The 21,153-nt window shown below is 60.6% G+C and carries 15 protein-coding genes; all 15 read left to right on the forward strand.

What is annotated here, in order from left to right; translation table 11 throughout:
* Positions 1-238 precede the first annotated feature (238 nt).
* The 15 genes from ACIPIZ_RS09080 to ACIPIZ_RS09150 all read left to right on the forward strand — a co-directional run bounded on the left by ACIPIZ_RS09080 (position 239) and on the right by ACIPIZ_RS09150 (position 21,089).
* On the forward strand, positions 239-1,804 hold the full coding sequence (locus ACIPIZ_RS09080; RefSeq protein ID WP_064390828.1) for a sigma-54-dependent transcriptional regulator: 1,566 nt from the start codon (positions 239-241) through the stop codon (positions 1,802-1,804).
* Positions 1,805-2,104: 300 nt separating this feature from the next.
* Positions 2,105-2,845 (forward strand): flagellar basal body rod protein FlgF, encoded by a 741-nt coding sequence (locus tag ACIPIZ_RS09085; RefSeq protein ID WP_064390829.1) that lies wholly within the window; start codon positions 2,105-2,107, stop codon positions 2,843-2,845.
* A gap of 45 nt (positions 2,846-2,890) precedes the next feature.
* On the forward strand, positions 2,891-3,676 hold the full coding sequence (gene flgG / locus ACIPIZ_RS09090) for a flagellar basal-body rod protein FlgG (protein WP_003222804.1): 786 nt from the start codon (positions 2,891-2,893) through the stop codon (positions 3,674-3,676).
* A gap of 52 nt (positions 3,677-3,728) precedes the next feature.
* Positions 3,729-4,424, forward strand: coding sequence for a flagellar basal body L-ring protein FlgH (flgH, locus tag ACIPIZ_RS09095; protein WP_064390830.1), 696 nt, complete (start codon positions 3,729-3,731; stop codon positions 4,422-4,424).
* 27 nt (positions 4,425-4,451) lie between these two features.
* On the forward strand, positions 4,452-5,540 hold the full coding sequence (locus ACIPIZ_RS09100; protein ID WP_161806659.1) for a flagellar basal body P-ring protein FlgI: 1,089 nt from the start codon (positions 4,452-4,454) through the stop codon (positions 5,538-5,540).
* 11 nt (positions 5,541-5,551) lie between these two features.
* Positions 5,552-6,856, forward strand: coding sequence for a flagellar assembly peptidoglycan hydrolase FlgJ (gene flgJ, locus ACIPIZ_RS09105; protein WP_122855467.1), 1,305 nt, complete (start codon positions 5,552-5,554; stop codon positions 6,854-6,856).
* Between the two features lie 24 nt (positions 6,857-6,880).
* Positions 6,881-8,926: a flagellar hook-associated protein FlgK gene (gene flgK / locus ACIPIZ_RS09110; protein ID WP_064390833.1), complete on the forward strand. Its 2,046-nt coding sequence runs from the start codon at positions 6,881-6,883 to the stop codon at positions 8,924-8,926.
* Positions 8,927-8,939: 13 nt separating this feature from the next.
* Complete coding sequence (locus ACIPIZ_RS09115) at positions 8,940-10,508, forward strand: flagellar hook-associated protein 3 (protein ID WP_064390834.1); 1,569 nt, start codon at positions 8,940-8,942, stop codon at positions 10,506-10,508.
* 114 nt (positions 10,509-10,622) lie between these two features.
* The gene (locus ACIPIZ_RS09120; RefSeq protein WP_401165039.1) at positions 10,623-14,225 is read left to right on the forward strand and encodes a glycosyltransferase; all 3,603 of its coding nucleotides are present in this window, start codon (positions 10,623-10,625) and stop codon (positions 14,223-14,225) included.
* 148 nt (positions 14,226-14,373) lie between these two features.
* Entirely contained in the window at positions 14,374-16,362 is a 1,989-nt protein-coding gene (locus ACIPIZ_RS09125; protein ID WP_122661545.1) for a calcium-binding protein, read from the forward strand.
* Positions 16,363-16,617: 255 nt separating this feature from the next.
* On the forward strand, positions 16,618-17,391 hold the full coding sequence (gene rfbF / locus ACIPIZ_RS09130) for a glucose-1-phosphate cytidylyltransferase (RefSeq protein ID WP_007966191.1): 774 nt from the start codon (positions 16,618-16,620) through the stop codon (positions 17,389-17,391).
* Positions 17,373-18,455 carry a CDP-glucose 4,6-dehydratase gene (gene rfbG, locus ACIPIZ_RS09135; protein WP_401165043.1) on the forward strand — a complete coding sequence of 361 codons (1,083 nt, stop codon included), beginning with the start codon at positions 17,373-17,375 and terminating at the stop codon, positions 18,453-18,455. The genes rfbF and rfbG overlap by 19 nt, the downstream gene beginning before the upstream one ends.
* On the forward strand, positions 18,452-19,012 hold the full coding sequence (locus ACIPIZ_RS09140) for a dTDP-4-dehydrorhamnose 3,5-epimerase family protein (protein ID WP_401165044.1): 561 nt from the start codon (positions 18,452-18,454) through the stop codon (positions 19,010-19,012). Before rfbG ends, ACIPIZ_RS09140 begins: the two co-directional genes overlap by 4 nt.
* Positions 19,009-20,235 carry a methyltransferase domain-containing protein gene (locus ACIPIZ_RS09145; protein ID WP_401165046.1) on the forward strand — a complete coding sequence of 409 codons (1,227 nt, stop codon included), beginning with the start codon at positions 19,009-19,011 and terminating at the stop codon, positions 20,233-20,235. Before ACIPIZ_RS09140 ends, ACIPIZ_RS09145 begins: the two co-directional genes overlap by 4 nt.
* The gene (locus tag ACIPIZ_RS09150; protein ID WP_401165048.1) at positions 20,232-21,089 is read left to right on the forward strand and encodes an NAD-dependent epimerase/dehydratase family protein; all 858 of its coding nucleotides are present in this window, start codon (positions 20,232-20,234) and stop codon (positions 21,087-21,089) included. Before ACIPIZ_RS09145 ends, ACIPIZ_RS09150 begins: the two co-directional genes overlap by 4 nt.
* Positions 21,090-21,153 lie beyond the last annotated feature (64 nt).

Here is a 21,153-nt window from a genome sequence, read left to right on the forward strand (position 1 = left end):
CGCTTTAGGCGTTATCGCGCATTTACGGTGATTCGCAGGTTTGAAAAGGCCAGCGACTGTCACATAATCTTGACAATTATCTGCGCGCCGCCACAGAAAAGTCCGGCGCCGTTCTCCTGTAGGAGTGAGCCTGCTCGCGATAGCGGGGTATCAGTCAGCATCAATATCAACTGACCCAAAACCATCGCGAGCAGGCTCACTCCTACAAGGTTCTTCATCGTTTATTCGGGCGATTTATATGCGCATCAAAGTCCACTGCCAGAACCGCATCGGCATCCTGCGCGACATCCTCAATCTGCTTGTGGAATACGGGATCAACGTCGCGCGCGGCGAGGTCGGTGGCGAGCACGGCAATGCGATCTATCTGCACTGCCCGAACCTGATCAACATTCAGTTCCAGGCTCTGCGGCCGAAGTTCGAGGCGATTGCCGGGGTGTTCGGCGTCAAGCGGGTAGGGCTGATGCCGAGCGAACGTCGGCACATGGAGCTGAACGCCTTGCTCGGCGCGCTGGAGTTTCCTGTGTTGTCGATCGACATGGGCGGCTCGATCGTCGCGGCCAACCGTGCGGCGGCGCAGTTGCTCGGCGTGCGGGTCGATGAAGTGCCCGGGATCCCGCTGTCGCGCTACGCCGAAGATTTCGATTTGCCGGAACTGGTGCGCGCCAACAAGTCGCGGATCAACGGCATGCGCGTCAAGGTCCGGGGCGACATCTTTCTCGCCGACATCGCGCCACTGCAATCGGAGCACGACGACAGTGAGGCCATGGCCGGCGCCGTGCTGACCCTGCACCGCGCGGATCGCGTCGGTGAGCGCATCTACAACGTGCGCAAGCAGGAGTTGCGCGGCTTCGACAGTATTTTCCAGAGCTCGAAAGTCATGGCCGCCGTCGTGCGTGAAGCGCGTCGAATGGCGCCGCTCGACGCACCGCTATTGATAGAAGGGGAAACCGGCACCGGCAAGGAATTGCTGGCGCGGGCCTGTCACCTCGCCAGCCCGCGCGGGCAATCGCCCTTGATGGCGCTCAATTGCGCAGGGCTGCCGGAATCAATGGCTGAAACCGAACTGTTCGGCTACGGCCCCGGCGCCTTTGAAGGTGCGCGTGCGGAAGGCAAGCTCGGGCTGCTGGAGTTGACCGCCGGCGGCACGTTGTTCCTGGATGGTGTCGGTGAAATGAGCCCGCGTTTGCAGGTGAAATTACTGCGCTTTCTGCAGGACGGTTGCTTCCGTCGAGTCGGCAGTGATGAAGAGGTTTATCTGGATGTGCGGGTGATCTGCGCGACCCAGGTGGATTTGTCCGAGCTGTGTGCACGCGGCGAGTTTCGCCAGGATTTGTATCACCGCTTGAACGTGCTGTCCCTGCACATTCCACCGCTGCGCGAATGCCTCGACGGTTTGACGCCGCTGGTCGAGCACTTCCTCGATCAGGCCAGTCGGCAGATCGGATGTTCGCTGCCGAAACTGGCGCCGGCGGCGATGGACCGGCTCAGTCATTACCACTGGCCGGGCAACGTGCGGCAACTGGAAAACGTGTTGTTCCAGGCGGTTTCGCTGTGTGATGGCGGCACGGTGAAGGCCGAGCACATTCGTCTGCCGGATTACGGTGTGCGTCAGCCGCTTGGCGATTTCTCGCTGGAGGGCGGGCTGGACGAGATTGTCGGGCGTTTCGAGAAAGCGGTGCTGGAGCGCTTGTATTCCGAGCATCCGAGCAGTCGACAGTTGGGCAAGCGGCTGGGGGTTTCACACACCACCATTGCCAACAAGCTGCGTGAATACGAAGTCGGCAAAGATCCGGGCAGCACGTGATCGTTCCCACGCTCTGCGTGGGAATGCAGCCCGGGACGCCCTGCGTCCCAAAGCGGACGCAGAGCGTCCATTGAGGCATTCCCACGCGGAGCGTGGGAACGATCATTCGAGGGGATTGCCGCCAAGCGGCATAACACCGCCGGTTTTTCGACTTCGATACATTTCAAATTCCCCTTCGTTATCCCTCAAGTCCTTTGTTTACCGGGTCTCGCGCCGCCAGAAAAAAGTTGGTCTGCAAATTGCTTATGGCTCAGCAGTACAGCGGTGGGCGGCAAACGTCCGGCATGCAGAGGAAAGAGTGTGGACAAGTACCTTTATGTGGCAATGACCGGCGCCAGCCAGAACGCACTGGCGCAAAAGGCGCATGCCAACAACCTGGCGAACATCTCCACCAACGGTTTTCAGAAGGACCTGGAACAGGCCCGTTCGATGCCGGTGTTTGGTGACAGCTTTCCGGCGCGTGCGTTTGCCATGAGCGAGCGTCCGGCCACTGATTTCTCTCCGGGCTCCCTGGTGGAAACCGGGCGTGACCTCGACGTCGCCGTAACCGGCAACGGCTTCATTGCCGTACAGAACCCCAATGGCGGTGAAAGCTACGTGCGCACCGGCAGCCTCAATATCGATGCCCTCGGCGTATTGCGCGCCGGTAACGGCATGGCCGTGATGGGCAATGGCGGACCGATTGCCGTGCCACCCGAGCAGCAGGTCGAAGTCGGCGAAGACGGCACCATCAGCATTCGTGCGATGGGCGAAGGCCCGCGCGTCATGGCGGAAGTCGACCGGATCAAACTGGTCAATCCGGACATCAAGAACATGAACAAGGGCCTCGACGGCTCGATTTACACCAAGGACGGCCAGCCTGCGCCGGCCGATGCCAACGTCAAACTGGTGTCGGGATTCCTCGAGTCGAGCAACGTCAACGCCGTGGAAGAAATGACCTCGGTGCTGGCGCTGGCCAAGCAGTTCGAGTTGCACATCAAGATGATGAACACCGCCAAAGACGACGACCAGGCCATGGCTCGGGTCTTGCAGATCAGCTAATTATCAGAACGTCGCGCCGTAAAACAGGCGCACGAGGAGAATTGAATGCTTCCGGCTCTATGGGTTGCCAAAACCGGTCTGTCCGCCCAGGACACCAACCTGACCACCATTTCCAACAACCTGGCGAACGTGTCGACCACGGGCTTCAAACGTGACCGCGCCGAGTTCCAGGACCTGCTGTATCAGATCAAGCGTCAGCCAGGTGCTCAGTCGACCCAGGACAGCGAATTGCCGTCGGGTCTGCAACTGGGTACCGGTGTGCGCATTGTCGGCACGCAGAAAAACTTCACCGCCGGCAGCTTGCAAACCACCGAGCAGCCGCTGGACATGGCCATCGACGGTCGCGGTTTCTTCCAGATCCTGCAGCCGGACGGCACCACGTCTTACACCCGCGACGGTACCTTCCACCTCGACTCCAATGGCCAGATCGTCAACGCCAGCGGTTTCGCGCTGGAGCCTGCGATCGTCATTCCGAACAACGCGCAGAGCTTCACCGTCGGCACTGACGGCACCGTGTCCATCACGGTTCCGGGCAACCCTGCCGCGCAGGTGATCGGCAACCTGCAAACCGCCGACTTCATCAACCCGGCCGGTCTGCAAGCGGTCGGCAACAACCTGTTCCTGGAAACCGCCGCTTCCGGCGCGCCGCAAATCGGCACGCCGGGCCTGAACGGTTTCGGCACCACGCTGCAGAACACCCTGGAAGGTTCCAACGTCAGCACCGTTGAAGAGATGGTCAACATGATCACCACTCAGCGCGCTTACGAGATGAACTCCAAGGTGATCTCCACCGCCGACCAGATGCTCTCGTTCGTAACGCAGAATCTGTAATCAAGTCTATGAGGCAGCCATGAGGCTGCCTGCAACACCGTGAGGTAGGGTCATGAAACGCTTTGTATCTGTTCTGGCATTGGGTGGGGTCGTCTCGCTCGCGGGCTGCGTCGCACCGACGCCCAAGCCCAATGACCCTTACTACGCACCGGTGTTGCCGCGCACGCCGTTGCCGGCTGCCGCCAACAATGGCTCGATCTATCAGGCCGGGTTCGAGCAGAACCTGTACAGCGACCGCAAGGCCTTCCGGGTCGGTGACATCATCACCATCACCCTGAACGAGCGCACCCAGGCGAGCAAGAACGCCAACTCGCAGATGGACAAGAACAGCGACAACAAGATCGGCCTGACGTCGTTGTTCGGTTCCAGTCTGACAACGAACAACCCGATCGGCAGCAACGACCTGAGCCTGAACGCCGGCTACAGCGCCGACCGTTCGACCAAGGGCGACGCCAAGTCGGGGCAGAGCAACAGCCTGACCGGTTCGATCACCGTGACCGTCGCTGACGTGCTGCCCAACGGCATCATCGCCGTGCGCGGCGAGAAGTGGCTAACGCTGAACACCGGTGACGAACTGGTTCGCATCGCCGGCCTGGTGCGCGCCGATGACATCGCCACCGACAACACCGTGTCGTCGACCCGGGTTGCCGATGCGCGCATCACCTATTCCGGTACCGGTGCGTTTGCCGATACGAGTCAGCCAGGCTGGTTCGACCGTTTCTTCCTCAGCCCGCTGTTCCCTTTCTAGGTGGCTACGTTGAACTTCAAGAGCCTCATGCTCGCTGCGGCGCTGATGTCCGCAGCCTTTGGTGCACACGCCGAGCGGCTGAAAGACATCGCCAGCATTTCCGGCGTGCGTTCCAACCAGTTGATCGGTTACGGCCTGGTCGTCGGGCTTAACGGTACCGGTGACCAGACCACGCAAACCCCGTTCACCCTGCAGACCTTCAACAACATGCTCTCGCAGTTCGGCATCAAAGTGCCGCCGGGCTCGGGCAACGTGCAGTTGAAGAACGTCGCAGCGGTGTCGATCAGTGCCGACTTGCCGGCGTTTGCCAAACCGGGCCAGCAGGTCGATATCACTGTCTCCTCGATCGGTAACTCCAAGAGCCTGCGCGGCGGCACCTTGTTGCTGACCCCGCTCAAGGGTATCGACGGCAACGTCTACGCCATCGCTCAGGGCAACCTGGTGGTTGGCGGTTTCGATGCCGAAGGTCGCGACGGTTCGAAGATCACCGTCAACGTTCCGTCGGCCGGTCGCATCCCTGGCGGTGCGTCGGTGGAGCGTTCGGTGCCGAGCGGTTTCAACCAGGGCAACAGCCTGACGCTGAACCTCAACCGCTCCGACTTCACCACCGCCAAGCGCATCGTCGACAAGATCAACGACATGCTCGGCCCTGGCGTCGCCCAAGCGATCGACGGCGGTTCGATCCGTGTCACCGCGCCGCTCGATCCAAGCCAGCGCGTCGACTATCTGTCGATCCTCGAAAACCTTGAAGTCGATCCGGGTCAGGCGGTGGCGAAAGTCATCATCAACTCGCGTACCGGTACCATCGTCATCGGCCAGAACGTCAAGGTTTCGCCGGCCGCCGTGACCCACGGCAGCCTCACCGTGACCATCACTGAAGACCCGATTGTCAGCCAGCCGGGCCCGTTGTCCAATGGCCAGACGGCTGTGGTGCCTCGCTCGCGCGTCAATGCCGAACAGGAAGCCAAGCCGATGTTCAAATTCGGTCCGGGCACCACCCTTGACGAGATCGTGCGTGCGGTGAACCAGGTCGGCGCGGCGCCAGGTGACTTGATGGCGATCCTCGAAGCTCTGAAGCAGGCCGGCGCGTTGCAAGCCGACCTGATCGTGATCTGAGGACGGCAATCATGGATATGCGTAAAGGCAGTCTGGTCAGCAACGCCGATTCGGGTTCGTACTCCGACCTCAATCGCCTGAATCAGCTCAAGGTCGGCGACAAGAACAGCGACGGCAACATGCGCAAGGTTGCGCAGGAATTCGAGTCGTTGTTCATCGGCGAAATGCTCAAGTCGATGCGTTCGGCGACCGAGACCCTGGGTCAGGATAATCCGCTCAACACTCCGGCGGCCAAGCAATATCAGGAAATGGCTGACCAGCAAATGGCCGTTTCCATGGCCCGCGAGGGCGGTGGTATCGGCCTCGCTGACGTGCTGATGCGCCAGATGTCGAAGAACAAACCGATGGCCCCGGGTGAAGCCGCCGCTGCGTCCGCCGCCAAGCAAGAAGAAGCCAGGGCGAAAGCCGCTGCCGTGGCCACGCCGATTGCCGCCGGCACCACCGCCACCAACGGTCCGTTGTCGCGGGTCAATGGCGAACGTCCGCTGTGGGCATCGCGTTCCGGGCGGGTGTCGAACACCGCCGATGTTTCCCACAGCAATGACATGGCGATGATCAACAAGCGTCGCCTGGCCTTGCCGCCGAAACTGGCTGATCGTCTGCTCGCCGGTCTGGTGCCGTCGGCCGCGACGAACGCCACGCCTGCGCCGAATACCTTGTTGCCGCGCGCCACGAGCGCTGTCGCCACCGGCTCTGGGCCGTTGTACAACGGCGACTGGCTGGCCCGCGCCGAAAGCGAAAAAGCTGGCGGCGGACAGATGCAGATTTATGGCCGCGCCATGGCGCAAATTCCGCTGGCGCCGGCGAAGAAGGCCTTCAGTTCTGCCGACGAATTCGTCAACACCATGTTGCCGATGGCCAAGGAAGCCGCCGACCGTATCGGCGTCGATCCGCGTTACCTGGTGGCGCAGGCGGCACTGGAAACCGGCTGGGGCAAGTCGGTCATGCGCGCCCAGGATGGCAGTAGCAGCCACAACCTGTTCGGCATCAAGGCAAGCAGCAACTGGAAGGGCGATTCGGCCCGGGCGATCACCAGCGAGTTCCGTGACGGGCAGATGGTCAAGGAGACGGCCGAGTTCCGTTCCTACGCCTCGTACAAGGACAGTTTCCACGATCTGGTGACTTTGCTGCAGAGCAATAATCGCTATCAAGATGTCGTGAAGTCTGCCGATAACCCAGAACAGTTTGTACGCGAGTTGCAAAAGGCCGGTTACGCCACCGACCCGAACTACGCGACAAAGATTTCGCAGATAGCCAAGCAGATGAACAGTTTCCAAAACTACGCTGCGGCGGGTGTATCCACCACGCCTTTATAAGGCACAAGGTATAAGGTCTGAACCATGAGTTTGCTCAATATCGGGATGTCGGGACTGTCGGCCAGCCAGTCCTCTTTGGCTACGACAGGCAACAACATTGCCAACGTCGACACCGCCGGTTATTCGCGTCAGCAAACCGTGCAGGGCACCAAGTCCTCGCAGCAGTTCGGTAACGTCTTCATCGGCACGGGCACCACCCTGGCCGACGTGCGCCGGGTCTACAACTCGTACCTGGAAAGCCAGTTGCACACGGCGACTTCGCTCGACAGCGAGTCGGCCTCGTTTCTGGCCCAGGCCACACCGCTGGATTCGATGCTGTCGGACACCAACACCGGCCTGACCGGCGTGCTGCAAAAATTCTTCACCTCGATGCAGGGTGTTTCGACCTCGGCGACCGACGACACCTCCCGTCAGTCGGTGCTGACTGGCGCGCAGGCCCTGACCAATCGCTTCAATACCCTCGCCAAGCAGCTCAACGACCAGAACACCAGCATCAACGGCAGCCTCGGCGACATGGCGGCTCAGGTGAACAAGCTGGCCAGCTCGATTGCCACTCTGAACCAGAAGATCGGTGAGATTTCCACCAGCGGCGGCGCGCCGAACGACCTGCTCGACAGCCGTAACGAAGCCGTACGCCAATTGTCCGAGCTGACCGGTGCGCAGGTCGTCGAGCGCGGCACCAGCTTCGACATCTACGTCGGCAGCGGTCAGCCGCTGGTGATCGGCAACACTACCAACACCTTGAGCACCGTGCCGCTCAAAGACGATCCGTCGCGCATGGGCATTCAGATGGATCGCGGCTCGAGCACCCTCGACATCACTTCGGTGATGAGTGGTGGCGAAATGGGCGGTCTGCTGACGTATCGCAAGGAAGTTCTCGACCCTTCGCTCAACGAGCTGGGTCGTGTTGCACTGGTGGTGGCTGATCAGATCAACAGCCAGCAAGCACAAGGCATCGACAAGAACGGTGACTTCGGCGCGGCGCTGTTCAACAACATCAACAGTGCTGCACTGGTCAGCCAGCGCAGCATCGCGGCGTCGGGCAACAGCACAGGTTCGGGCAACCTTGACGTTACCATCAAGGATACCGGCAAGCTGACCACCAGCGATTATCAGGTCACGTTCACCAGCGCCACCGACTACACCGTCAAGCGTTCCGACGGCACCGATCTGGGCGCGTTCAGCACCACGACCACGCCACCTCCGGTGATCGACGGCTTTAGCCTGTCGCTCAATGGCGGTGGGTTGAGCGCCGGTGACAGCTTCAAGGTGACGCCGACCCGCAACGCGGCGGCAAGCATCCAGACTGTTCTCAGCGATCCGAAGAAAATCGCGGCGGCCGGTCCATTGACCGGTGTTGCCAGTGCTGCCGGCCTGGGTACTTACACTCAGCCGACGCTCAGCGACTCCATCAATATCTACAACCCGACCGCCCAGGCAGACATGCAGGCGGCGCTGAAGAATTCGACGCCAGTCAAACTGGTGTTCGGTGATGCCAGTGGGGGCAGCCAGTCGTACAAACTGGTGGATACCAAGGGTGCCACCATCAGCAGCGGCACCATCGTTCCCGGCCAGGCGAACACACTGAACCTCAAAGTCGGCATCGTCGATGCCAGTGGCAACCCGGTGATGGACACCTCTGTCACGCCCAACGTGCAGAAGACTTTCACCGTGCAGACCACGGTCGGCGGCACGCCGAAGTCCGGCGAAACCTTCACCATGAATCTCACCGGTGCGGCGTCTTCGGACAACCGCAACGCGCAGGCACTGGTCGGCCTGCAAACCAAGCAGACTGTCGATACCGGTTCGGCGAGCAAGGGCATCAGCCTGACCGACGCCTATAACAAGCTGGTCACCAACGTCGGTACCAAGACTGCTCAAGGCAAGTCCGACAGCGCTGCGACCTCGGCGATTCTCGATAACGCCAAAGGTGCCCGCGACTCGTTGTCCGGGGTCAACCTGGATGAAGAGACCGGCAACCTGGTCAAATACCAGCAGTACTACACAGCGTCTTCGCAGATCATCAAAGCTGCGCAGGAAACTTTCGCCACGCTGATCAACAGCCTTTAAGGAGTCGTAATTCATGCGCATTTCCACCGCCCAGTATTACGGAACGCAAGCTTCGGACTATCAGCGTAACTTCAACAAGGCCGTTGCCACCGCCAGTGAGGCGAGCAGCCTGACGCGCATCAACACCGCTTCCGACGATCCGGTCGGCGCCGGTCGTCTGCTGCAACTGGGTCAGCAGGCGGCGATGCTTGATCAGTACAAGACCAACGTCAACACCACCAAAAGTGCATTGACCGTGCAGGAGTCCACGCTGGACTCCATCACCACGGCGCTGGCACGCGCCAAGGAAATTTCTCTGGCGGCCAACAACGGCACGATCACCGACAAGGACCGCCAGGCTTTCGCCTCGGAACTGGGCGAGATCCAGAAGCAAGTGCTGGGCCTGATGAACTCCAAGGATGCCGACGGCAACTACCTGTTCTCCGGTTCGAAAACCAGCACTGCCCCGTATTCGCAAAACAGCGACGGCACTTATACCTACAACGGTGACCAGACCACCATCAACCTGGGCATCGGCGATGGCCTGTCGGTTGGTACCAACACCACCGGTTGGGATGCTTTCCAGCAAACCATCAACACTGCCCGCACCAACGTCACCCGCACCGCTCCGGCGGTGGATGACGGTCGTGTCGTGCTGTCCAACGGTACGATCGGCACTGAAGCCACCTACAACGCCAAGTTCACCGCTGGGCAGCCGTATACCGTGAGTTTCGTCAGCAGCACGCAGATGCAGATCACTGACGCCCTGGGTAACGACGTGACCGCTGAGGCCAGCAAGAACGGCGTGATCAGCAACACCAGTGGCGCCAACCAGAGCTTCAGCTTCCGTGGCGTCGACATGCAGCTGAACCTCAACCTGAAGGCCGGAGACACCAACCCGGACGCAGTCATTGCCGGGCACAGTTTTCAGCTGGCAGTGACCCCGGACACGTTCACCACCTCGCGTAGCCCGGGCAACACTTCGACGGCGGTGATCAGCGGTTCCAGCATCACCGACCAGGCTGCCTACACCGCAGCATTCCCGCAGGGCGGCGCGGTTCTCAAATTCACCAGCGCCACGGCGTTCGACCTGTACGCGGCGCCGGTCACTGCGGACAGCAAGCCGGTGTCTTCGGGCACTGTGGCGGGCGGTAACGCGACCGCAGCCGGTGTGACGTTTGCCTTGGGTAACACCCCGGCAGCCGGCGATCAGTTTTCGATCCAGCCGAATGACCATCAGACCCAGAACGTGCTCGACACCCTCGGTCAGATGATTACCGCGCTGAACACACCGATCGATGGCGATCCGGTCGCCAAGCAAAAGCTGCAGGGCGCCATGGAAGCCGGTATCGGCAACATCGACGCCGCGGCCAACCAGATTGGCACCGCGGTCACTTCGATCGGTGCCCGTGGTCAGTCGCTGGATATGCAAGCTGTCACCAACGACAGCCTGAGCACCGCTAACACCACGACGCAGGGTTCGATCCGCGATTCCGATCCGGCCGAAGTCATGACCCGCCTGACCTTGCAGCAGACCATGTTGCAGGCTGCGCAATTGGCGTTCAGCAAGATCAGCCAGCTGGGTCTGTTCAACAAGATCTGACGATAACGGGCGCGCAAGCGCCCGGAACTTCGGCTCTTGAGTTTTTAATGTCTTTTTTCGCGGTTTCAGAGGGCTCGCAATTCCGGGCGGGTTCCCGCCGCTTGCGAGTCCGCCGTGAATTCACTTCCCCTTGTCAGCCTTGTCATTCCTGCCTTCAATCCGCGCTTCTTCGAGCGGGCATTGCGCAGCGCCGTCAGTCAGGGTTACGGCAATCTTGAAATCATTGTGTGCGATGACAGTCGTGGCGATGAAATCCAGACCATTGTCGCGGCATTGGCTGAGCAGAGCGGGGTGGCGGTGCGTTACGTGCGCAATCCGCAGACCTTGGGGATGGTTGGCAATCTGCAGGCCTGCCTGGATCAGGCGCAGGGCGAATTCATCAAGTTTCTGTGCGACGACGATCAGCTGTTCGCCAGCTGCATCGAGCGTCAGGCCGACGTGCTCGCTCATCATGACGAAGTCAATCTGGTGCTGGCCCAGCGTCTGTTCTGGGACGCCGACGACATGGTCCTGCCTTCACGGCTGGAAAACACACCCCTGTCACCGATCAGTGGCTTGTTCAAGGGTGATGACCTGCTGGCCCTCTTCGAGACGTTCCCGTCGAACCTCCTCGGTGGTTTCAGTAACGCAATGTTCCGTCGCGCTGACGTTGTCGAGTTACTGCCGGCGCTGACACAGCCGGGTCACTGTTTTGTCGCGAGCCTCGATTTCGCCTTGTTCGTGTGTTTGCTGCGACGCGGCAACGCGGTGATCTCCAATCATGTGTTGAGTGTCGAGCGTCTGTACCCGGATCGCCTGAGTGGCCAGCAAGCCATGAAGGATGCTTTGCTCGTCGAGCGGCAATGGCTGCTGCAAATGCTCAAGGCGCGCAGCGGAGAGTCGGCGCCTGCGAAAGGGTGGGCGCGTTATGTGCCATTGCCCAACGCGGATGAGTCGCCCCGGGTCTGGACAGAGCTGCCGCTGAGCCGAACGCTCGGTACCAAACAGAGCGCCCAGATCTGGCAGGTTGGCGCTGACAGCCAGAGTTTTTCCGAGCTCTATGCGCAATGGCTGGCGTGCCGCAGGCTCAGCGACGTCCAGAGCAGATTGCTGCCGGACACTCTGGCGGGCTGGCCGTCCACGCCGCGAATCGTGCCCATCGTGATGGATGAGCAGGGCAGTCCGGCGGCGCTGGAACGTACGCTGGAAAGCCTCGCCGCGCAGGTCTATCCACCCGAGTTGACACTGGTACTGTCCAGGGATTGCACTGAGCCGGTACTGGATGGGCGTGTGTTCCATTTGCCGTTGCAGGACGATTACCTGCAACAGATCAATCAGCTGCTGCCGCAGCTGGAAGGCGCTGACTGGTTTTATCTGCTGCGCGGCGGTGATCGTCTGGTGGCCCCGGCGTTGCTGATGATGGCCGAACGCATCGCCTTCAACAGCGCCTTGCACTGCCTGTACAGCGATGAGGGCAGCTTGCGTTCGGGGGAGTCGGCGGAGCCGGCATTCAAGCCTGATTTCAACCTGGATCTGATGCGCACCTATCCGTATGTCGGCCGCGCGCTGGCGTTCCAGCGCGAGACCTTTCTGGCGCTCGGCGGCTTTGATTCGACGTTCACCGAGCTCGCGCCCCACGACATGCTCTGGCGTATGGTTGAGGATCAAGGTACGCAGGTGGTGGGGCATCTGGCCGAAATTGCCATCGAATCGTCCTTCGACCTGGCCCAATGGTTGTCGCTGCCCGCCGTGACGCACAACAACGAACGATTGCTGTCGGCGCATCTTGATCGCCTGGGAATCGCCCACGATCTGCGTCGTGGCAGTGTCGAGTTGCTCAATCGGGTCGATTACCGGCATGCGCAGCGGCCGTTGGTCTCGATCATTATTTCGACTCGCGACCAGATTGCGGCCTTGCAGCGCTGCGTCGAGAGCCTGCTGGAAAAAACCACGTACAGCGAGTACGAGTTGTTGCTGGTCGACAACGCCAGCGAGACTGCCGAGGCACGTGCCTGGCTGGACGGCATGGCGCAACTGGGCAGCGAGCGCGTGCGCGTGCTGACCTACCCGCAGCAGGGTAACGTCGCCGCATTGCGCAACTTTGCCGTGGCTCAGGCGAGGGGCGAATACGTCCTGCTGCTCAATCCCTACACCGTGATCACTCAGGGTGACTGGCTCGACGAGTTGCTCAATCACGCCCAGCGCCCGGAAGTCGGCATCGTCGGTGCCAAGATCTTCAATCCCGATGGCTATGTGTTGCATGCAGGTCTGGTGCTGGGTATGCAGGGGCCGGCCGGTCTGCCGTTTTATGGTCAGGCGATGCAGTCATCCGGCTACATGTTCCGCCTGCAGGTGGTTCAGGACCTCAGTGCCGTCGGTGCCGATTGCCTGATGGTGCGCAAGTCGGTATTCGATGCGGTTGACGGTCTGGATGAGCAGAGTCTGCCGCGCATGCTGCATGAAGTGGACCTGGCGCTACGCGTGGCCGGCCAGGGGTATCTCGTGGTGTGGACGCCTTATGCGGTGCTGGCGCTTGGCGCGCAGCCGGTCGAGGCGGTCATCAATGAAGAAGGCGTCTCGCACAATCAGCAGGAAGAAACGTTCTTCAAGCGCTGGATGCCGGTCATTGCCCGCGACCCTGCCTACAATCCCAATCTGTCGTTGCACAAGCACACGGGTTCGAGCTTCACCCTCGAGCCGGGCCTGCGCACCGGGTGGAGTCCGTTCAGCAATAGCACCCTGCCGAAGATTCTCGGGTTGCCGCTCAACGCTTCCGCGATCGGGCACTATCGTGTCACTCAACCGCTGATCGAACTCGAAGCGGCAGGCCGGGTGCAGGGGCAGATTCGCTATAGCGTAAACCTGCCGCCGATTGTTGAAATCGAGCGTCTGGCGCCTGATGTGATCGTTCTGCAAGGTCGTTATACCGTGTCATCGGTCAACGAAATGCCGGTGCTGTGCAACTACTTCAACGCCCGCAGCATCTATGAGCTCGACGATTACGTCATCGATGTTCCGCATCGCAATGCGCATATTCGCAATATGCCGGACAAGTATGAAATGGAGCGCATTGTTCGCCGTGCGATCGGCATGTGCGATCGTGTCGTGGTCTCGACTCAGCCATTGGCCAATGCCTTGTCGGACATGCATCAAGACATCCGCGTGGTGCCGAACATGTTGGCCAAAGAATTCTGGAGCAACCTGCGCGGCCAGCGCCGGACCTCGAAAAAACCGCGCGTCGGCTGGGGTGGCGGCACCAGTCACCATGGTGACCTGGCGGTGATCGCAGATGTCGTGCGCGAATTGGCGGATGAAGTCGACTGGGTGTTTTTCGGCATGTGCCCGGACGATCTGCGTCCTTACATGCATGAGTTCCACGGCGTGATCGGCCTCGACGCCTACCCGGCAAAACTGGCCAGCCTCAATCTGGATCTTGCTTTGGCGCCGCTGGAATTCCATATTTTCAACGACTGCAAAAGTAACCTGCGTCTGCTGGAGTACGGTGCCTGCGGTTACCCGGTGATCTGCACCGACACTGAGGCCTACCGCGGCTACCTGCCGTGCACGCGAGTCAAGACCAACACCACGCAAGAATGGCTGCAGGCAATCCGCATGCATCTGGCCGATCCGGACGCCAGCTACCGCATGGGCGACGAGTTGCGTGAAGTCGTGCTGCGCGACTACGTGTTGCGCGGCGATAACCTGCGTTACTGGGAGCAGGGCTGGCTGGCGGATTGATCTGCCCGTAAGGCTTTACAGAAAAAGGCGATCTCTGGATCGCCTTTTTCGTGTGTTTGTTTATTCGTCCGTCAGGCAAGGATTGCCACGCAGATTGGCAGATCCCTCGCACGGCTGATCCGGTTTCAACAACGCAAGGAAGACGTAAATGACAGTGGTGAATGGAACGAGTGAAGCGGATGCCCTGTTGGGCACTGATGGCAATGATCAACTCTATGGATTGGAGTCGGACGATCATCTGTACGGCAGCACTGGCTCGGATGTGCTCGATGGCGGGGAGGGTTTTGATACCGCCGACTATCGCATGCTGACCTCGGGTGTGAGTGTCGAGATCGGCACAGACTCATCGACGGTAGTGGGGAACGCCGGCAAGCGCGATACCCTGCTCAATGTCGAAAAAGTCATCGGCACCTGGCAAAACGATACCTTCACCAGTGATGTCGCCGGTGTGGCGCTGGAAGGTAGCGACGGTGACGATGTCTACATCGTCAACAGCGCCGACGTGAGCATTGTCGAGGAGAACTCCGGTGGTTACGACGAACTGCGTTCCAGCCTGAACAGCATCAAGATGAACGCCTTCGTCGAAAAACTGACCTTCACCGGCACCGGTGATGTTCACGCCTACGGCAATGACACAGACAACGAGATTATCGGTGGTGCCGGTAACGACTGGCTATGGGGCGGCGATGGCGCCGATCACTTCGTCGGCGGTGATGGCTACGACACGGTCAGCTACAGCGACAGTCTTGAGGGGGTGAGGGTCAATGACGACTCCAACTTCGACGGGCTGACCATTGCCTACGGCGACACTTTCACCGGAATCGAAGCCATTGAGGGCTCAGGCTTCGATGATCTGATCTACCTCAATCAACCTGCCGAACAGGCGATGATCATTGACGGTGCCGGTGGCTATGACACTGTGAGTTATCAGCATTCGTTCGATCCGGTGACTGTTGAGGTCGGCGCAGGCTCCAGGCTGGTGAATGTGGAGAAGGTGATCGGCTCGTCTGGCGCCGACCATTTCACGGCCAACTCAGGTGGCCTGACCTTGGCCGGAGGCATGGGCGATGACGTCTACACGATCAATAGCAGCGGCGTGACCATCGAGGAAGTCGAGGGTTACACGGGCGGCATCGATCAGGTCTACACCAACCTGTCGGAGGTGCGTCTGGGCGCGTACGTTGAAAACCTCACCTACACCGGCACCGGCGACTTCACTGGCTACGGTAATGATGAGAGCAACATCATCATTTCGGGCGCCGGCAATGATGTGTTGTCTGGTGGTGCGGGATGGGATGTGTTGAATGGCGGTGCCGGCATCGACATTGTCAGTTACGCAGACAGCAAGGAAGGGGTGGCTGCTTCTCTCAACTGGGGAGGACCTCGCAGCGGTGACGCCACTGACGACACCTACATCGATATTGAGGGGTTGCGCGGTAGCCAGTTCGGCGATCAATTGTATGGCGACTCGGGCGACAACATTCTCGAGGGTGGGGCTGGCTTTGACATGATTTACGGCGGTGACGGCAACGACCATATTTATGGCGGACTGGCTTCCGGACTCGATACTCAAGGCTATGCCAGCGACTGGTTGTCGGGAGGCGCGGGTGACGACGTCATCGTCAGCGATGCCTTTGATACGACCAGTTCCGCCAGCGGTGACGAAGGCAACGACACCATCACCATGGTCGGCGGTCAGGCCCGGGGCGGTGAGGGCAGCGATATCCTCACCGGCACGGGACGCAACTATCTGTTGTTCGGTGACGAGGGCAACGATCTGTTGATCCTCAATCTTGCCGGCCAGTCGACCTCTGGCGGCAGTGCCTATGGCGGTCAGGGCGATGACACCTATGTGGTCAACACTAGCGGGCTGGTGACGATTCAGGATGAGGGCTGGGATCTGAACGACACCCTGATCCTCAACACGATTGCCAATGCCAGTCAGTTGAGCGTCAGCCGCATCGGTAACGATGCCTATCTGCACAGCGCCAACGACGGCACGAGTGGTGTGCCGAATAATGGCGTGAAACTGGAGGGTTGGTATGCCGGCTTCAACAACATCGAGCATATCCAGACTGCCGACGGTCAGGTCTACGATCTACCCGCCAGTGGTGATGCGTTCGCCATGTTCGGCTAATCGCTCAACTGTTTGACGCCGCTCAAGGAAAGGGCTGGGTCCGTGGCTGGATTCAGCCCTTTTTTCATGCCTTGTGGCGCCGCAGGCACGGTGCTCATGGAGCTGGCGCGTTTCCTGCAAGTCCCCCGCAAATCGCCATAAAACGAGCGCTCGCGGTCATCCCACCGGCGCCCGAAGCGGCAAAAGGTTGAGGCAGACGGCCCGCAAAGCTCAAGAAAGCATTGCGCAGCCCGGTGACGAACGAGAGGGGAGACGATGAAGGCAGTAATTTTGGCGGGTGGCCTCGGCACGCGCATCAGTGAAGAGTCGCACCTCAAGCCCAAGCCGATGATCGAGATCGGCGGCAAGCCAATTCTCTGGCACATCATGAAGCAGTATTCCGCCCACGGAATCCACGACTTCGTGATCTGCCTGGGCTACAAGGGTTACGCGATCAAGGACTTCTTCGCCAACTACTTCCTGCACACCTCCGACGTCACTTTCAACATGCGCGAAAACCGCATGGACGTGCACCAGAACTACAGCGAGCCGTGGAGCGTCACGCTCATCGACACCGGCGAGGAAACCATGACCGGTGGCCGTCTGCTGCGTGCCGGCCGTTACCTGAAAGATGAAGAGGCGTTCTGCTTCACCTACGGCGACGGCGTTTCCGACCTGAACATTCGTCAGTTGGTCGAATACCACAAGGCTCATGGCCGCCTTGCGACCGTGACGGCCGTGCAACCGCCAGGGCGCTACGGTGCGCTGGAGCGTCAGGGCGATCAGGTTCTCGGCTTCACCGAAAAACCCCGTGGTGATGGTGGCTGGATCAATGGTGGCTTCTTCGTGCTGTCGCCGAAAGTGCTGCCGTACATTGCTGGCGATGAAACCACCTGGGAAGCCGAGCCATTGGCCCGTCTGGCTCAGGATGAGCAGCTCAAGGCTTTCGAACACGATGGCTTCTGGCAGCCCATGGACACCCTGCGCGACAAGAACCATCTCGAAGCGCTGTGGCAGAGCGGGGAGGCCCCATGGAAGCAATGGGCCTGAGTGCGGATTTCTGGCGCGGCAAACGCGTTCTCGTCACCGGACACACCGGTTTCAAAGGCAGTTGGCTGACCCTGTGGCTGCAAAGCCTCGGCGCGCAAGTCAGCGGCTTTGCCCTGGAGCCGTCGACCGAACCAAGCCTGTTCGAACTGGCGCGGGTACACGAAGGCATCAACGATCAGCGCGGTGATCTGCGTGATCTCGGCGCCTTGCTGGAAATCATCGCCGACACCGAGCCGGAGATCGTTTTGCATCTGGCCGCGCAGCCATTGGTGCGCGAAGGCTATCGCGATCCGCTGGGCACCTATTCCAGTAACGTCATGGGCACGCTGAACCTGCTCGAAGCGATTCGTCAGGTCGGTTGCGTGCGCGCCTGTGTGTTAGTCACCACCGACAAGGTCTACGCCAACAAGGAATGGCTGTGGCCATACCGCGAAGACGAAGCCCTCGGTGGCCACGATCCTTACAGCAGCAGCAAGGCTTGCTGCGAACTGTTGGCGCAGTCTTATGCCGCGTCGTTCTTTCCGGCTGACAAGTACGTCGAACACGGTCTGGCCCTGGCCACCGCGCGTGCCGGCAACGTCCTGGGCGGCGGTGATTTTGCCCCCGAACGACTGATTCCCGACGTGCTCAAGGCCTGGACGGCAGACGAACCGGTGACCCTGCGTTACCCGCAAGCCGTGCGGCCGTGGCAACACGCGCTGGAGCCGCTGGCCGGTTATCTGCAGCTGGCTGCCGGCCTTTACGAAGACGGCCCGGAGTACGCCGGGGCGTGGAACTTCGGCCCGGGCGAAGCGGACATGTGCAGCGTTGGCGAAGTGGTCGAATTGCTCGCCAGCCGCTGGCCGCAGGCGCGTGGTCTGCGCATCGAAAAAAGCGAATTGCACGAAGCCGGCCTGTTGCGTCTGGACAGCAGTCGCGCCCGTCAATTGCTCGGCTGGCAACCGCGCTGGACCTTGCAGCAATGCCTGACCCAGACCCTCGACTGGCACCTGGCCTGGCAGAACGGCGATGACATGCGCAACGTCACCCTTGGTCAATTGAATCTGTATCGAGGCGCGCTGTGAGCGAATTCTCTCTGAAGGCGTTGCCGCTGGCCGGGCTGTTCAGCGTCCAGCACAAACGCTTCGAAGACCAGCGCGGACACTTCGCCCGGCTGTTTTGCGAAGGCAGTCTGAGCGCGTTCGGCAGCGAATTCCATATCCGCCAGATCAACCATTCCTGCACCCGCGAGAAGGGCAGTGTGCGCGGTCTGCATTTTCAGAATGGCAACGCCCCGGAAGCCAAGCTGATCACCTGCCTGCGCGGTGAAGTGTGGGACGTGGCGGTGGATCTGCGCCCCGACTCGGAAACGTTTTTGCACTGGCACGCCGAGCATCTGAAGGCCGGCGACGGTCGCAGCCTGCTGATTCCGGCCGGGTTCGCCCACGGTTTCCAGACCCTCACCGAGGACGCCGAACTGCTTTACCTGCACAGCGCCGATTACGCGCCGGAGCACGAGGGCGGTCTGTCGGTCAATGATCCACGGCTGGCGATTGCCTGGCCGTTGCCTGTCAATAATTTGTCAGCGCGCGATTCCAGCCATCCCGCGCTCGATCAACACTTTGCTGGAGTGCGTCTATGAACTGCCGTGGGTGCGCCGCACCGCTGAGCCTGCCGCTGATTGATCTTGGCACCTCGCCACCGTCCAACGCCTATGTGCACGCCGATCGTCTTGAACAGGCTGAGCAGTGGGTGCCGCTGAAGGTCGCGGTGTGTCAGCAATGCTGGCTGGTGCAGACCGAGGATTACACCCGCGCCGACAGCCTGTTCGACGCCGAGTACGCCTACTTCAGTTCGTTCTCCAGCACCTGGCTGGCCCATGCCGAGCGCTATGTCGCCGAGATGGTCGAGCGCTTCGGCCTGAGCGCCGATAGCCGCGTGGTGGAAGTCGCCGCCAATGATGGTTACCTGCTGCAATATGTGGCCGGTCGCGGCATCCCCTGCCTCGGTGTTGAACCGACGCGCAGCACCGCGCAAGCGGCTCGTGAAAAAGGCCTGGAAATTCGCGAACTGTTCTTCGGTCGTGAGACTGCCGCGCAGTTGCAAGCCGAAGGCTGGGGCGCTGATTTGATGGCGGCCAACAACGTGCTCGCGCATGTGCCGGACATCAACGATTTCCTCGGCGGTTTCGCAACGCTGCTCAAGCCGACCGGCGTGGCCACCTTCGAATTCCCGCAACTGTTGACGCTGATGGCCGGCGCGCAGTTCGACACGCTCTATCACGAGCACTATTCCTACCTGTCTTTGACCGCCGTGCAGACCCTGTGCGAGCGCAATGGCCTGGAAGTCTTCGACGTCAGCCAACTGACCACCCACGGCGGTTCGTTACGCGTGTTCGTCCAGCGCAAGGACGGCGAGCGCCGCCCGGTTCAGCCAGCGGTGCAGCAACAGTTGCAAGCCGAACTCGATGCTGGGGTAAAAACCGCCGAGTACTATGCGACCCTCGCGCCGGCTGCTGAACGTATCAAGCATGAACTGCTGCGCTTTCTGCTGCAGGCCAAGGCCGACGGCAAACGTGTGGTCGGTTACGGCGCGGCCGCCAAGGGCAACACCTTGCTCAACTACGCCGGGGTCAAACCGGACCTGCTGGCCTGGGTGGCGGATGCCAATCCACACAAGCAGGGCAAGTTCCTGCCGGGCAGTCGCATCCCGATCGTTGCGCCAGCGCAGATCGATCTCGAAAAACCCGACTACGTGCTGGTGCTGCCGTGGAACCTGCTGCATGAAGTCAGTCAGCAACTGGCGCAGGTGCGTCAGTGGGACGGGCGCTTCGTGATCGCCGTGCCTGAGTTGAAAGTGCTGTGAAGGTTCTGGTCACCGGAGCCACGGGCTTTGTCGGCCGGCATCTGGTTGCCGCATTGCTGGCACGTGGCTGCGAAGTCCGCGCCGTGGCGCGTAACGCGCAAACGGCGCAAGGCATGCCGTGGATCAACGACGTCGAGTTTGTGAGCGCGGATATTCACGCGCCCGATCTGGATGTCGCTGCGCTGGTAGAAGGCATCGATGCGTTGGCGCATCTGGCGTGGCCGGGCTTGCCGAACTACCGGGCGCTGTTTCATTTCGAGCACAACCTGATGGCCGATTACCGCTTTATCAAAAGCGCGGTCGAGGCGGGCGTGCAGCAAGTGCTGGTCACCGGCACCTGCTTCGAATACGGCATGCAAAGCGGCCCGCTCAGCGAAAGCAGCGAGCCACAGCCGAGCAATCCTTACGGTCTGGCCAAACACACACTGCACCTGTTCTTGCAGAATCTGCAGCAGCAACAGCCGTTCACCTTGCAGTGGGCGCGCCTGTTTTATCTGCATGGTGAAGGGCAAAACCCCAACAGTCTGTTGGCGGCACTGGACCGGGCCGTCGATGCCGGTGAGCCGTCGTTCAACATGTCGGCCGGCGAGCAGCTACGCGATTTTCTACCGATTGAAAACGCCGCCGATTATCTCGTTGCGATTGTGCAACAACGTGACTTCGACGGCGTGATCAATTGCGCCAGTGGCCAACCGGTATCGGTGCGGGCCCTGGTCGAACAACGCCTGCGCGAGCGTGGCGCTTCGATCGATTTAAACCTGGGGCTTTACCCCTATCCGACACACGAACCCTTGGCGTTCTGGGCCGTGGTCGAGCGATTACAACAGTTACTCGAGGCGCAACGCATCCGCTGATGCGCCTGCAGCGAATGCCTTTTGGCAGCGTGAATATCAAATGACTTTTCAGTGAGACCGGACA

Source organism: Pseudomonas sp. NPDC087690 (assembly GCF_044743175.1).
Taxonomy (GTDB): Bacteria; Pseudomonadota; Gammaproteobacteria; order Pseudomonadales; family Pseudomonadaceae; genus Aquipseudomonas.

Coding starts and splice junctions, on each gene's coding strand:
- flgH (WP_064390830.1), top strand. CDS start 3,729: ATGAAACGCTTTGTATCTGTTCTGGCATTGGGTGGGGTCGTCTCGCTC.
- flgG (WP_003222804.1), top strand. CDS start 2,891: ATGCTTCCGGCTCTATGGGTTGCCAAAACCGGTCTGTCCGCCCAGGAC.
- ACIPIZ_RS09115 (WP_064390834.1), top strand. CDS start 8,940: ATGCGCATTTCCACCGCCCAGTATTACGGAACGCAAGCTTCGGACTAT.
- ACIPIZ_RS09080 (WP_064390828.1), top strand. CDS start 239: ATGCGCATCAAAGTCCACTGCCAGAACCGCATCGGCATCCTGCGCGAC.
- ACIPIZ_RS09125 (WP_122661545.1), top strand. CDS start 14,374: ATGACAGTGGTGAATGGAACGAGTGAAGCGGATGCCCTGTTGGGCACT.
- ACIPIZ_RS09100 (WP_161806659.1), top strand. CDS start 4,452: ATGCTCGCTGCGGCGCTGATGTCCGCAGCCTTTGGTGCACACGCCGAG.
- flgJ (WP_122855467.1), top strand. CDS start 5,552: ATGGATATGCGTAAAGGCAGTCTGGTCAGCAACGCCGATTCGGGTTCG.
- ACIPIZ_RS09145 (WP_401165046.1), top strand. CDS start 19,009: ATGAACTGCCGTGGGTGCGCCGCACCGCTGAGCCTGCCGCTGATTGAT.
- flgK (WP_064390833.1), top strand. CDS start 6,881: ATGAGTTTGCTCAATATCGGGATGTCGGGACTGTCGGCCAGCCAGTCC.
- rfbG (WP_401165043.1), top strand. CDS start 17,373: ATGGAAGCAATGGGCCTGAGTGCGGATTTCTGGCGCGGCAAACGCGTT.
- rfbF (WP_007966191.1), top strand. CDS start 16,618: ATGAAGGCAGTAATTTTGGCGGGTGGCCTCGGCACGCGCATCAGTGAA.